This is a genomic window from Larkinella sp. (assembly GCF_965227735.1).
Taxonomy (GTDB): Bacteria; Bacteroidota; Bacteroidia; order Cytophagales; family Spirosomataceae; genus Larkinella.
The window spans coordinates 3,095,283-3,108,996 of sequence record NZ_OZ245776.1; the positions used below are offsets into that span (position 1 = coordinate 3,095,283).

A 13,714-nucleotide genomic window follows, 5' to 3' on the forward strand; every position below is an offset into this window, starting at 1 on the left:
CGGATGGCAGAAATCTGTCGATCAACTTTCTATCGGGTTTGGTTGTCCGCAATTTAACCATTTTTAATATCCCAATCGGTACAGGTTTGAGTGACATTGAACCGGGTTCTTCGTCAAATACCCAAAGGCTTCTTATGAAAAAAAGACACTTTGTTTTTCTGCTGCTCTTACTCTGTGCAACAAAATCGATTTGTCAGGCCCAGGTTTTTGACCGAAGCAAGCATGCTACCGGCTGGTACCCGACGGACACAACCGAACGTTTCCGACCCTGCAATAAAGACTGGGCCGTATACCAATACTTTTCCCTCCACAAGAAATACCCGGAAAGCTCCATGATGCTTTTGAGAAAAGTCAGAAGTATCTACCAAAAACCGGAAAACTGTACCCAAAGCGGTTTCATCACTTTCCGTTTCATCGTCAATTGCCGGTCCGAAACGGGTTGGTATCATACCTATGAAATTGACGAACGATACCAGGCCCGAACTTTTGATCCCCAAATTGCCTCCCAACTGCTCACCTTCGTTCAATCGCTGACCGACTGGCCCGTCGGAATGGTTGAAGGAGAAGCCGTTGATTATTTCACCTATTTTACGTTCAAAATCAACCATGGCGAAATCGACAATTTGGTACCTTAGGCTATTGCTGCTGGTTTTCAGCTTACGGGCCCATGCGCAAACGGATTCGGAAAGGAAGAAAATGCTGCGCGATAGTGCCGACCGGTATTTTGACAAAAAGACGGAGCATCTAAATTATATGTCATACCGCCTGCAATTGTATGCAGACTCTGCCCTGCGGATTGATTCAACATACGCACACCTCTGGCGAATGAAAGGTTTCCCGTATCTGCAAGTTGGCGATATCGAATACACACTTCGGTATTACGACAAAACCGTTGAGTTGGAACCCCAACGCTGGCTGGCCTACCGGGCGTTTTGCAAAACGGTTTTCCTGAAGGATTATGAATCAGGGCTTCAGGATTTTCTGAAAGCCGACAGCGATCCGGCCATTCCAAAGTATGAAATGGACCATAGCTTTGCCTTTTGGAAGGGCATCTGCTACCTGGAATTGGGTGATTATAAGCAGGCAAAAGCCCTTTTTGAAGAATCCATTCAGGAGCAAACCGATCGTTTAGGTACTACTAAAGTTCACCACTTAGACCTGTTTTATCTAGGGATGGCCCATGCCCATCTCAAGGAATACGACCGGGCGATTGATTGCTTAAAAAACAGTCTGACCAGGTATCCTAAGTTTTCGGATGTGTTCTATCATTTGGCCAATATCCACCATCAACTCAACTTAGATAAACAGGCTCTGGACTATATTTATTGGGCAGAATTTTACCAATTGGAAGGTTTAAAACTCAATGAAACCAACGAAATCTATGTCAATTTTCCGGAGCAGATTGCCATCGGTGACATTCGGGAACTAATGCAGCAGTTGACAAAAAAATAGGATAGGATTTTGAGAATACAGCCAGCAGAAAACACCCGTCAGGTTTTGTAAACCTGACGGGTGTTTTCTGCTGGCTGTATTCTCAAAATCACGGTCATTACTCCACCGTCACCGACTTCGCCAGATTGCGCGGCTGGTCGACGTTGCGGCCCCGCATCACGGCGATGTAATACGACAGCAGTTGCAACGGGATCACCGAAACCAGCGGCATCAGAATGTCGTGAACGTTCGGAATTTCAATCACAAAATCGACCATTTCCCGAATCTGGGTGTCGCCCTCGGTCACCACCGCAATGACGCGGCCTTTGCGGGCTTTCACTTCCTGAATGTTCGAGACAACTTTTTCGTAGGAACTGTCCTTCGTCGCAATCACCACCACCGGCATATCCTCGTCGATGAGTGCAATCGGACCGTGTTTCATTTCTGCGGCCGGGTAGCCTTCAGCGTGGATGTACGAGATTTCTTTCAGTTTCAGCGCCCCTTCCAGTGCCACGGGGAAATTCAGCCCCCGGCCCAGGTAGATGAAGTTCTTGGCGTACGTAAAAATATAGGCGATTTCCTTCACCTTCTCGGCGTTTTGCAACACCTTGTCGACCAGCGCGGGAATGCGTTCCAGTTCGGCCAGCAACTGGCGGAAAAGCGTCTCCGAAATCGTGCCTTTCTTTTGGGCCGCAGCGATGGCCATGAGCGTCAAAACCGTTACCTGGGCAGTGAACGCCTTCGTGCTGGCCACCCCGATTTCCGGCCCGGCGTGGGTGTAGGCCCCTGCGTGCGTGGCCCGCGCAATCGACGAACCCACCACGTTACAAACGCCAAAAATGGTCGCTCCTTTCGATTTCGCCAGTTCGATAGCCGCCAGCGTATCCGCCGTCTCGCCCGACTGCGAAATCGCAATCACAATATCCCGTTCAGCGATGATCGGATTACGATACCGAAACTCCGACGCGTATTCCACCTCGACCGGAATGCGGGCCAATTCTTCAAAAATATACTCGGCCACCAACCCGGCATGCCAGGACGTTCCGCAACCGACAATCACAATCCGCTTCGAAGCCGCCAGTTGATCCAGGTAATCGCGCAAACCGCCGAGTTGAAGATGACCGTCGTCGGCCCGAACGCGGCCGCGCATGCTATCGGCAATGGAACGGGGCTGCTCAAAAATCTCTTTCAGCATGAAATGCTCAAAACCGCCTTTTTCGATGGCTTCCAGTTCCATCTCCACTTTCTGAATGTAGGGCGTGGTCTGCGTGTTGTCGAGGTTGATCACCTTCAGCTCCCCGGCGCGAACGACGGCAATTTCGAGATCGTTCAGGTAAATGACGTCTTTGGTGTATTCAATAATCGGCGTGGCATCCGACGCAAAGAAGTACTCGTTCTCCCCTACCCCAATCACCAGCGGACTGCCTTTCCGGGCGGCAATGAGTTGCGTTGGGTCTTCCTCTGAAATGATCACGATGGCATAGGCCCCGACCACTTCCAGCAAGGCCTGCCGAACGGCTTCCTCCAGCGACGACCCGGTTTCTTTCCGGATGTCTTCAATAAACTGAATCAACACTTCCGAGTCGGTTTCGGAGCGAAAGACGTGGCCTTTCCGAATCAGATTCTGCTTGATCGTCGCGTAGTTTTCAATAATACCATTGTGGATAATCGCCAGCTTTCGGTCGTGCGACTCGTGCGGGTGGGCATTCACGTCATTCGGAGCGCCGTGGGTGGCCCAGCGGGTGTGTCCGATCCCGATTTTGGCCTGCAACGCCTTGCCCGCCAGTTCGTTCTCCAGATCGACCACTTTGCCTTTTTTCTTGTAGACCTTCAATCCCGACGAACCGGGCGATTCAACATCGAGCAGGGCGATTCCCGCGCTGTCGTACCCCCGGTATTCCAGTCGTTTCAACCCTTTCAGAACCAACGGAGCCGCATCGCGATGACCGACGTAGGCGACAATTCCACACATAGGCTTTTAAATTTAAATGGTGTTGTACAAACTACTTTTTAAAATATTTAAGGAAGTGATCTTGCATTCCTAAATTGTTAACAAAACCGCCCTTCTTTCTGGGAAAGATACCAATAAAACCGTTGATTCTCGCGATTTATAACCGGAAAGTACATAAACAAAAAAGCCAGCTCCTGAAAGAAGCTGGCTCCGTTTTTGTCGTCTAAGTTTACGGCGTGTATGTATAAAACACCACCAGTTTAGCATTCATCGGCGCATTTAAAATAGCACCGTTCAACTGGTTGTTGAGGTAAGGTTGAGCCAGAAAACTCGGTGCTCCTGTCGTTTGGCTGGTCGTAACCAATGAGGTGTTGGTGGCAGGTAACAAAGCTAAACCGTTGTTGGCTTGAAAGCCTACCAGAATAGCCTGCAAATACGTTGTAACATCAAAAGTGTAGGTTTTCTGACGGCTGCTGTAGCCAACAATCTGCGGATAATACCATTTATTGGCCGTCTGGAACGTGCCCGACTGAGTCTGGAGCAAGTGCAGCAGCCGGGTTCCGGTACTAACTTCCGGTGTGTACAAAAGCCGGTTATTGGCATCGGTCTGGGCCAGCGTCATCACGGAAGGAACGGGGCCGCCGGGGCTGCTCCCTTTCACGAAAAAGCTCAGTTCAGCCCGGTTGATGGCAATCCGGCCACTTTCTTTTTTCAGGTTCTCGATGGTCGGAAAATTCACTTTCGTCGTCACACCGGCAGCACTCTGAACGAACATCTCACCACCCGTGTCGGCTCCCGTCAGCGATTTTGTGAGGCTCAAAGCTGCCAATTTCGTTCCCGAACGATCGACCTTGACCTGACTGAAGGAGGGCAAACCCGCCGTTGTGAAAAAGTCGATGCTCAGCACTTTGGTCGTATCCGCCGATTTGTGGTAATACAACTCGACAAACATGTTGTTGGAAAACCCGAAAACCGTCGTGTTCGTCGCACCCGGAACCACGGCAATGCCTTTGAACACTTTCCGGAAGTCCGCCTGAACAATGCCGGAACCTTTGGAAAGCTCCAGCAACTCACGACCCAGCGCATCGGGCAGACGGGCATAACCGGCCCCTCCAACGGCGGTTGGTGTCAGCTTGATTTTGGCCAGTGGCTCGGTAGCATACGCGACCGACGATGCGTTGGTATACCGTTTGGTAGAATCCAGGTCCTCCGTCAGCCGGTGAACCAGAATCTCCTGCGCCCTGGTGGTATCGCCATACACATACGAATAACCGACCAGCACGCGCAGGGAATCGTAGACAATTTCACCTTCGGTTTTGAAACTGCCGCCTTCGACATACAACTGCCCGAACGTTTTGGCAACGACTTTGCCAAAAACCGGATCGGTATATTGACCCACCAGCAAGCGGCTGTTGCGGTCGGTCACAACCGAGTCGAGCAGAATGGTGGACGTTTTAACGGTCAGCGTGTCGGTATACAGCACGCCAATAGCCGTGGGTGGTGCCAGACCAATGTCTTTCGGCTCTTCGCAGGCCACCAACACCGACACCAGCACGAACATGCCGGCCATCAAACTGAGTTGAATCGTGCTGACGGCCCGGCGGCCCCGATTAGCCCGCCAGTTCCGTATAAAGGTTGTAGTATTGATCAGCAAATTCCTGGCCTTCTTCGGCGAGTTCAAATTTCTTGTCGGACAAATCATTCAAAATAGTATTTAAACTCTCGCTATAATCTTCGTCGGCTTTTACAACCACGTCGGCATAAGTACACCCCATCCGGATAAAACCGTCATAATCAGCCGATTTCAGATACTTCAACATATCCTCATCCACATCCATGGCCTTGGCTTTTTCGACCAGACCATCGTCGAAGCGGTATGAAAATGAGTTATTGTAGACCGAGAATACCGACTTGGTATCCTTAAACATGGGGTCGTTTTTATAGGTTGTTTTCAGATACAGCGGAATCAGGGCCGTCATCCAGTCATTGCAGTGGACGATATCGGGCGACCAACCTAGTTTCTTCACGGTTTCCAGAACGCCTTTGCAGAAGAAAATAGTCCGCTCGTCGTTGTCTTCGTAGAATTGGTCATCCTTGTCAAGAAAAACGTGTTTACGCTGGAAATAGTCTTCATTGTCAATAAAATACACCTGAAGCTTGGCATTGGGAATGGAGGCCACCTTGATAATCAGCGGCTTTTCTTCATCGCCCACCGTAATGTTAATACCCGATAAACGGACCACCTCGTGTAGCCGGTTCTTTCGCTCGTTGATCAGCCCGAAACGTGGCACCAGGATGCGAATTTCCATGCCGCGTTCCTGCATCGCCTGCGGTAGTTTCCGAACAAAATCGGCCACCGCAGAAGTCTGGAGAAAAGGGTTGATTTCACTGGCAACGTAGAGAATCCGAAGTTTGCTCATAACACGATTGGGGGGCTTTAGTGAAATACACCGCCGTAGCGGAACAAATTAAAAATCTGCAAAATTATACAATTTTTTCTGGTATTTCAATAGAATTCCGCCAGAAAAACTCCTGTTTTGTCAATATAAACCGCTCGTCGCCGAATTCACGCTTCGACCGAATCCGGCGGCTGACCAACTCAATTCCTTAAAAAGTCACTATGCAACTCTACGAAACCATCGCCGGTATACGGCAAGCACTTGATTCTCAACGCAGGACCGGTTACTCCATCGGGCTGGTCCCGACCATGGGGGCGTTGCACGCAGGACATCTGACCCTGGTCGAGGCCAGTAAAGCCCAGAATGACCTCACGGTTTGCAGCATCTTCGTCAACCCGACGCAGTTCAACAACCCCGACGACTTGGCCCGGTATCCGCACACGCTCGAGGCCGACTGTAAATTGCTGGAAGAAGCGGGTTGCGACCTGGTTTTTGCCCCTTCGGCAGACGAAATATACCCGACCAATCCCCTGATGAAACTGAATTTTGGCGAACTGGAAACCGTGCTGGAAGGAGCCTTCCGGCCGGGGCATTTCAACGGCGTCGGCATTGTGGTTTCCAAACTGTTCAACATCATCCAGCCCGACCGGGCGTATTTCGGCCAGAAAGACCTGCAACAGGTGGCGGTGGTAAAACGGCTCGTCCGCGATCTGGGTTTTCAACTGGAACTGGTTCGGATGCCCATCGTACGGGAAGACGACGGCCTGGCAATGTCGTCGCGCAACCGCAACCTGTCGCCCGCCGAACGGCAGGAAGCCCCCGTCCTTTTCCAGGCATTGGCCCAGGCTCAGGACATCTTGCGCAACGACGGAACACTCGAAACCGCTAAAACCGCCGTAGAACACTATTTGCAGAACCATCCCGCTTTTCGGCTGGAATATTTTGAAATCGCCAATGCCGACACGCTCCAGCCCGTTGAACAGCTCCAGGCACCGGGCGCAACAGCCTTGTGCATTGCCGCGCATCTGGGGAAAACCCGGCTGATCGACAACCTCATCGTGTGACAACCCAGCGGCTGAACTAACTCTTTTCGCGGGCTGTTTTTGCGGTAACTGCTTCGGGTGGACGGTTTTTCACTACTTTTGACCGTCCGTTTAAACCGGGCAGTCACCACAACTATGTTTATTACCGTAATGAAATCCAAGATCCACCGGGTCCGGGTAACGCAGGCTGAACTGAATTATGTCGGCAGCATTACCATCGACGAGGATCTGATGGATGCGGCCGGATTGCTCGAAAATGAGCAAGTCCATATTGTCAACAACAACAATGGCGAACGTTTGGTCACCTACGTGATCAAGGGTGAACGCGGTTCCGGCATTATTTGTCTCAACGGGGCAGCCGCCCGGCGCGCGCAGGTCGGCGACATCATCATCATTATTGCCTACGGCATGATGACCACCGATGAAGCCAAAACCTACCAACCGCTGGTGGTTTTTCCCGACAACAATAATCATCTGGTTTGAATGGTTTTTAATGATTTGATGGTTGAAGGATGGTTAAAAATGGTTGAATGGCTTCCCGTCATTTCAACCATCCAACCATTTTTAACCATTAAAAACCATCCTTCAGCCATTAAACCATCCAACCATATTTAGCCATCAAACCATCCAATCGTCTTGAAAAACATTCTGAAATACGGCATTTCGCTCAGCATTGCCGCCGGCTTGCTCTGGTACGTTTTTAAGGACATCGACCGGGCGGCCATGTTCGACGCGTTCAGCAAAGCCGACTACACCTGGATTGCCGTGTCGGGCTTGCTGACGGTGGTGGCCCACTGGAGCCGGGCCTATCGCTGGAGCCTCTTGCTGGAACCAGTGGTGGGCTACCGGCCCGCGATTGTCAACACCACGCTGGGCGTTCTGACCGGTTATTTTGCCAATCTGGTGGTTCCGCGTATGGGCGAAGTCACCCGCTGCGGCACGCTCAACCGCCTGGAAGGCGTTCCCGTGAACGTCAGTTTCGGCACCGTTGTGGCCGAGCGGATTATCGACGTCGTGGTGTTGTTTCTTCTCCTTGGTGCTACGTTTCTGATCGAATTCAACCGGCTCAGTACGTTTCTGATGGACTTTTTCGCATCCAAATTCAACATGGCCGGTGTGCGCGACAACACCTGGTTGCTGGTCATTCTGGGGGGATGTCTGCTCGGTTTTGCGGTGATGCTCTGGTTTTTCTACACCCGTTACAAAGAGGTTCTTCGTCAGAAACCGTTCTACCAACGCGTTGAAAAGTTCGTGGTTGGTCTGCTCGAAGGCCTGCTGAGTGTCCGCAAGTTGAAAAACCCCGGGGCGTTCATCTTTCATACGGTTTTGATCTGGACAATGTACTATTTCATGTCGTTCGTGCTGTTTTCGGCCATGCCCCAAACCGCCGATCTGGGCTGGCGCGCGGGTCTGACGATTCTAATCATGGGTGCATTGGGCATGGCGGCTCCCGTCCAGGGCGGTGCCGGAACGTTCAACATCCTGGTCGGGGCGGCATTGGCACTTTATGGAATCAGTAACCAGGATGGCGCCACGCTGGCGACGCTGATGCTGTTTACACAGTGGTTCTACGTCGTGGTGCTGGGCGCACTGAGTTTCCTGATTGTGATGCTGAAAGGCCGAAACACGCAACAGGTCGTTGGCGCGGAGTGATGATAAAATAAAACATGATTAGATGGTTAGAATGGCTGGATGGTTAAAAATGGTTGTTTAAAAACAAGCCATCCAACCATTTTAACCATCAGAACCGTTCAACCATCAAAACCATTTGTAGCAATATGACCGAATCCAAAATTCTCAGCCGGGATCAGGCCGTTGTGTTAGCTGAACAATGGCACGCTGAGGGGCAGCAACTGGTTTTTACCAATGGCTGTTTCGATATTTTGCATCTGGGTCATGTCGATTACCTGGAAAAAGCCCGTCAATTCGGCGATAAATTGATTCTGGGATTAAATACCGATGCGTCCGTCAGTTGCATCAAAGGACCGCTGCGCCCCGTCGTCAACGAATATGCCCGCGCCCGGCTGATGGCTTCGCTGGAATTTGTCGATGCGGTTGTTCTCTTCGGCGAGTCCACACCGCTTGACTTGATTCAGGTGTTAAAACCGGATGTGCTGGTCAAAGGCGACGACTACGCCGTCAGTGCCATCGTGGGCGCCGATTTTGTGCTGGAAAACGGCGGCCGGGTGCAAACCATTCCGCTCGTGGCGGGTTATTCAACCACGGCCCTGATTGGAAAAATCCGCAACGCTTACCCGGAAGGATGATTTTCCCAAAACCGGGATCAACGGTTGCCTGTATGGATGAACAATGAACTGTTTTTTTGGTGATATTTGTTAAGTTAGTATAGTGATCCACACTACCGTTTAACCACGTACTCTTAATCGCACCGGCGACCCCGGTCTTCATTGAATTATGCCTGGAATCTGGATTATTTTCATCATTTTCGCTCTCCTGAGTGCCGGTATTAGCTGGCGTCTGCGGAGCAAGTTTAACGAGTATTCACAAATCGGACTGAGCAACGGTCTGAGCGGCAAGGAGATTGCTGAACGGATGCTCCACGAAAACAACATTTTCGACGTTCGCGTCCTCTCGGTGGAAGGAATGCTGACCGACCACTATAACCCGCAGGACAAAACCGTCAACCTGAGCGCCGACGTCTATTACGGGCGAAGCGTGTCGGCAGCGGCCGTGGCAGCCCACGAGTGCGGTCACGCCGTACAACACGCAACGGCCTACGGTCCCCTTAAATTCCGCTCGGCGATGGTGCCTTTTCTGACGGTTTCGTCGAGTTACCTGCAATGGATCATCCTGATCGGTATTTTACTGATCAACACCACCATCATTCCGCTGGCGGTTGGGGTGGCTCTGTTTGCCGTGACGACGCTGTTTAGTTTTGTAACGCTGCCCGTCGAATTCGATGCCAGCCGCCGGGCCCTGGCCTGGGTGCAAAGCCGGAACATCGTCAACCAACGGGAATACGGTTTTGCCAAAGATGCCCTCTGGTGGGCGGCCATGACCTACGTAGTAGCCGCACTCGGTTCGCTGGCCACGCTGCTGTATTATGCCAGCCTGCTGATGGGCGGTCGCCGGAGCGACTAAGTTTAGAATTTCTTACAATGAAGAGGTGCTGCGAAAAACCGTGGCACCTCTTTTTTTGTATAATAGCCCCTTCTCCAATATAAAAAAAGCCCATAGGGAGACCCTATAGGCTTTCTGCATTATTGCGAGATGTAAAGATTAATTCCAATCGGAAACCGGTAGACCGCCAAATCAGGACTCATCGGCATAACATTCAGCCGTGTAAACCGCTCATTGAACGCAACGATTTCCGGGTCACAAGATAGCATTAAATTATATTGCCTGTACAATCAATTAATAAAATATTGCATTATTTTCCTATTTCCCATTTGAAACCGCCCTTTACGAAGCGGTTTCGACAGCCAGTTTGCTTTTCCGGTAGCCGTATGAAAAGTAAATTACCAGACCGATGACCAGCCAGACCACGAAAATGACCCAGTTACTGATGCCCAGCTCGGTCATCAGGTAGAGGTTAGTCAGGATGCCCAAAACCGGGAGAAGGGAGAAATTGTACCGAAACGAGAGGACGGCAAAAAGGGCCCAGGTAAGCCAGAAAAACGCCAGCAACGGTTTTTCCTGAATCCCGCTCAGCAGACCGCCCGCCCGCAAAACCAGAACCATCGCTACAACCAGCGCCAGGCCGATGATGTATTTGCCGTTGATATAAGGCACTTTGAATTTCGAATGTTTGGAAAGGCCTTTAGCGTCCAGAAACAGAATACCAGCACAGACCAGAATAAAGGCGAAGAAGGTTCCGACACTCGTGAGGTCGATGAAAAACTGCATATCCAGAAACAACGACGGAATGGCGACCAGAAAACCGGTTACGATGGTGGCGAACGAGGGCGTCCGGTAGCGCGGATGAATTTTCGAGAAACGCGGCCACAGCAAACCATCGCGGCTCATCGTCATCCAGATGCGGGGCTGGCCCAGTTGATACACCAGCAAGGCGCTGGTGATGGCAACAACGGCACTAACCGAAATCACGCCCGCAATCGCGTCGAGTCCCACCTTCTGAAACACATACGCCAGCGGATCATCGACGCCCAGTTCCTTGTAATTCACCATGCCGGTCAACACCAGCGTGATCAGCACGTACAGAACCGTACAAATAATCAAACAGTAGATCATCGCCCGGGGTAAATCGCGCTGCGGATTTTTGCACTCTTCCGCCGTAGTCGAGATGGAATCAAAACCGATGAAGGCAAAGAACACCGAAGCCACTCCGCTCAACACCCCCGCAACGCCATTGGGCGCAAACGGTGACCAGTTCGCCGGTTTGACGTAAAAGGCTCCGGCGGCAATGACCAGACCAATGACGGCCAGTTTCAGCACCACCAGCAGGTTGCTGGCGGCCCGGGACTCCTTGATGCCGACGTAAACCAGAGCCGTGATCAAAACCGTAACAAAACCGGCGGGCAAGTCGGCAATGAATTTCAAACTTCCGAGTGCCGGAGCATCCTGAAAAGCCTGCGCGAGTTCCCGCGTATTCTCGGGCAAACTGGCGGGCGCAGCACTGGCCTGCACAAGCGCATAGGCTTTGGCCGCCGATCCGTAATCGGTTGCCCAGTAAGACGGAAAATGAACCCCGAACCCTTCGAGCATCGACGTGAAATATTCGGACCACGAAATGGCCACCACCATGTTGCTGACGGCATATTCCAGAATGAGCGCCCAGCCGATGATCCAGGCAAAAATCTCCCCGAACGACACGTATGCGTAGGTATACGCACTTCCGCTAACCGGCACGGTGGAGGCAAACTGGGCGTAACTGAGGGCCGTAAAGACGCAGGCAATGGCCGTAAAGACGAATAGCAGCGAGACCGCCGGACCGCCGTTGACACTGGCCCGTCCGATGGTGCTGAAAATACCGGCTCCAATGATGGCCGCGATTCCAAACGAAGTCAGGTCGCGGACGCCCAGCACCTTGTTCATGTGTGACGCATGGCCCTCGTCCACATCGGCGATGGCTTTTACAACCGATTTTTTCCGGAATACAGAGTCACTCATAAGGCTGGCGTCTATTGTCTAAGTTTGCGTTCGGCTATTAGTTCTTTTAATTCGGTAATCCGGCTGAGGGTGGTGGCTTCCTTGCAATTGGCAATCACCATCAGCAGCGCGGAACCGCCTTCGTACATTTTTTCGTAAATTTTGCAGTGGGCATCGCGGTAAACGATCCACTGCCGCTGGGCTTCCATCACGATGGCTTTCTCATCTTTCGCAACCAGACCGATCAACTGTTTGTAAACTGCATTCAATTCGTGGTCGGCCTTCTGAAACCGCATCTGGGCGCATAAATTCATGTCCGTCTGCGTTTGGGCGCTGTCACAGTTGGTGAGGACATCCGGCGGATGACTGAGAATATCGATGTGTTCCAGAGCGGGACTTTGGGTCGCCGGTCGCTGCGCCCACGTACTGATGGCCATCAGGCAACCCACTACCATGCCGATGTGCTTCGTTCTCATTGCAGTTATTTCAACCCGTTTCAGGTTGAACGGAAGGCTAAAAATAAAAATTGTTTTTGGTATTAAAAGCGGTTTTCCAAAAACGCCGTTAATAGAGGGACTTCGCATTGTTTTTTTACCTTGCAGGCTGTCTCTTTGCATTTTCGTATCGACCAATGTCCATTCTGGTACAAAACCTGACCAAACTCTACGCCCGAAACGGCGAAACGGCCCAGCGCGCGGTCGACGGCATTTCTTTTTCCGTTCAGCCGGGTGAGATCGTGGGATTTCTGGGGCCCAACGGGGCCGGGAAGTCCACGACGATGAAAATGGCAACGGCGTATCTGCCCCCTACCGAAGGCACGGTTTTGGTGAATGGTTTTGACGTTCGAACGAATTCAATCGATGTACGGCGAAGTTTGGGCTATCTGCCGGAGCATAATCCACTCTACCTCGACATGTACGTGAAGGAATTTCTGCACTTCGCGGGATCGCTCCACGGTTTGCGGGGTTCTGCACTGAGTCGGCGGGTTTCGGAGATGATCGGCTTGGTGGGGCTGGAACTGGAACAGCGCAAGAAAATCGGGCAGTTGTCGAAAGGATACCGGCAGCGCGTCGGATTGGCGCAGGCCCTGATTCACAATCCGCCCGTTCTGATTCTCGACGAACCCACCACGGGACTTGACCCCAATCAGCTTACGGAAATCCGCCAGGTGATTCGGGAAGTGGGCCGCGAAAAAACCGTGTTGTTTTCAACCCACATCATGCAGGAAGTGGAAGCCCTCTGCGAGCGGGTCATCATCATCAACCGGGGCCGGATTGTGGCGGATGGGCAATTGAGTCAGTTGCGGGAAACGTCCGACGGTTCGGTCGCCGTCGTGGCCGAATTCGAGCGGGATCTGGAGGATGTTGCGGTCTTGAACGCACTTCCCGGCATTTTGCGCATCGAGGCCCTGGGCGAAAACCGCTACCGGCTGACGGCCCACAAAGACAGTGACCTGCGAGCCGCAGTTTTTCGTTTAGCGGCCGACAAAAACCTGACGCTCGTTGGGCTGAAACAGCAGGAAAGCAATCTGGAGGGGGTGTTTAAACAACTGACAACACCAAATAGTGAATAGCGAATAATGAACGCTGAATAGCGAATAACGAAGTGGCGCTGCCTCTTTATTTCGTTATTCGCTATTCAGCGTTCAATATTCGCTATTTAATTTTTATTATTTAACTCTTACTTCACTTTCAGGCAGACTAACAACACCAAATAGTGAATAGCGAATATTGAACGCTGAATAGCGAATAACGAAGTGGCGCTGCCTCTTTATTTCGTTATTCGCCATTCAACGTTCAATATTCGCTATTTAATTTTTA

At 51.5% G+C, this 13,714-nt stretch carries 13 protein-coding genes; 8 read left to right on the top strand and 5 right to left on the bottom strand.

Annotated elements, in window-relative coordinates; all coding sequences use genetic code 11:
* Window positions 1-38: 38 nt before the first annotated feature.
* Window positions 39-635 (top strand): hypothetical protein, encoded by a 597-nt coding sequence (locus ACO064_RS11860; protein ID WP_421827570.1) that lies wholly within the window; start codon window positions 39-41, stop codon window positions 633-635.
* Window positions 571-1,452 carry a tetratricopeptide repeat protein gene (locus ACO064_RS11865; protein ID WP_421827571.1) on the top strand — a complete coding sequence of 294 codons (882 nt, stop codon included), beginning with the start codon at window positions 571-573 and terminating at the stop codon, window positions 1,450-1,452. The genes ACO064_RS11860 and ACO064_RS11865 overlap by 65 nt, the downstream gene beginning before the upstream one ends.
* A 97-nt stretch (window positions 1,453-1,549) precedes the next feature.
* Here the strand turns inward: ACO064_RS11865 and glmS are convergent, their stop codons facing one another.
* The 3 genes from glmS to ACO064_RS11880 all read right to left on the bottom strand — a co-directional run bounded on the left by glmS (window position 1,550) and on the right by ACO064_RS11880 (window position 5,802).
* Complete coding sequence (gene glmS, locus ACO064_RS11870) at window positions 1,550-3,403, bottom strand: glutamine--fructose-6-phosphate transaminase (isomerizing) (protein ID WP_421827572.1); 1,854 nt, start codon at window positions 3,401-3,403, stop codon at window positions 1,550-1,552.
* Between the two features lie 208 nt (window positions 3,404-3,611).
* Window positions 3,612-5,036, bottom strand: coding sequence for a DUF4270 family protein (locus tag ACO064_RS11875; protein ID WP_421827573.1), 1,425 nt, complete (start codon window positions 5,034-5,036; stop codon window positions 3,612-3,614).
* On the bottom strand, window positions 4,993-5,802 hold the full coding sequence (locus tag ACO064_RS11880; RefSeq protein ID WP_421827574.1) for a glycogen/starch synthase: 810 nt from the start codon (window positions 5,800-5,802) through the stop codon (window positions 4,993-4,995). Before ACO064_RS11880 ends, ACO064_RS11875 begins: the two co-directional genes overlap by 44 nt.
* A gap of 200 nt (window positions 5,803-6,002) precedes the next feature.
* Between ACO064_RS11880 and panC the strand changes: the two genes are divergently transcribed.
* The 5 genes from panC (at window position 6,003) to ACO064_RS11905 (ending at window position 9,926) form a co-directional block, all read left to right on the top strand.
* Window positions 6,003-6,845, top strand: a complete 843-nt coding sequence (gene panC / locus ACO064_RS11885; RefSeq protein WP_421827575.1) for a pantoate--beta-alanine ligase — start codon at window positions 6,003-6,005, stop codon at window positions 6,843-6,845.
* A gap of 114 nt (window positions 6,846-6,959) precedes the next feature.
* The gene (gene panD / locus ACO064_RS11890) at window positions 6,960-7,307 is read left to right on the top strand and encodes an aspartate 1-decarboxylase (protein ID WP_421827576.1); all 348 of its coding nucleotides are present in this window, start codon (window positions 6,960-6,962) and stop codon (window positions 7,305-7,307) included.
* Between the two features lie 153 nt (window positions 7,308-7,460).
* The gene (locus ACO064_RS11895; RefSeq protein WP_421827577.1) at window positions 7,461-8,477 is read left to right on the top strand and encodes a lysylphosphatidylglycerol synthase transmembrane domain-containing protein; all 1,017 of its coding nucleotides are present in this window, start codon (window positions 7,461-7,463) and stop codon (window positions 8,475-8,477) included.
* A gap of 125 nt (window positions 8,478-8,602) precedes the next feature.
* Window positions 8,603-9,091 carry a D-glycero-beta-D-manno-heptose 1-phosphate adenylyltransferase gene (gene rfaE2, locus ACO064_RS11900; RefSeq protein ID WP_421827578.1) on the top strand — a complete coding sequence of 163 codons (489 nt, stop codon included), beginning with the start codon at window positions 8,603-8,605 and terminating at the stop codon, window positions 9,089-9,091.
* Window positions 9,092-9,239: 148 nt separating this feature from the next.
* A complete protein-coding gene (locus tag ACO064_RS11905; RefSeq protein ID WP_171062995.1) occupies window positions 9,240-9,926 on the top strand; it encodes a zinc metallopeptidase in 687 nt (228 codons plus the stop codon).
* A 321-nt stretch (window positions 9,927-10,247) separates the two neighbouring features.
* On the opposite strand, the gene ACO064_RS11910 is transcribed toward ACO064_RS11905, so the two are convergent.
* A complete protein-coding gene (locus ACO064_RS11910) occupies window positions 10,248-11,915 on the bottom strand; it encodes an amino acid permease (RefSeq protein ID WP_421827579.1) in 1,668 nt (555 codons plus the stop codon).
* Window positions 11,916-11,926: 11 nt separating this feature from the next.
* Window positions 11,927-12,370 (bottom strand): lysozyme inhibitor LprI family protein, encoded by a 444-nt coding sequence (locus ACO064_RS11915; RefSeq protein ID WP_421827580.1) that lies wholly within the window; start codon window positions 12,368-12,370, stop codon window positions 11,927-11,929.
* 155 nt (window positions 12,371-12,525) lie between these two features.
* On the opposite strand from ACO064_RS11915, the gene gldA reads away from it, so the two are divergent.
* Complete coding sequence (gene gldA / locus ACO064_RS11920) at window positions 12,526-13,467, top strand: gliding motility-associated ABC transporter ATP-binding subunit GldA (RefSeq protein ID WP_421827581.1); 942 nt, start codon at window positions 12,526-12,528, stop codon at window positions 13,465-13,467.
* Window positions 13,468-13,714 lie beyond the last annotated feature (247 nt).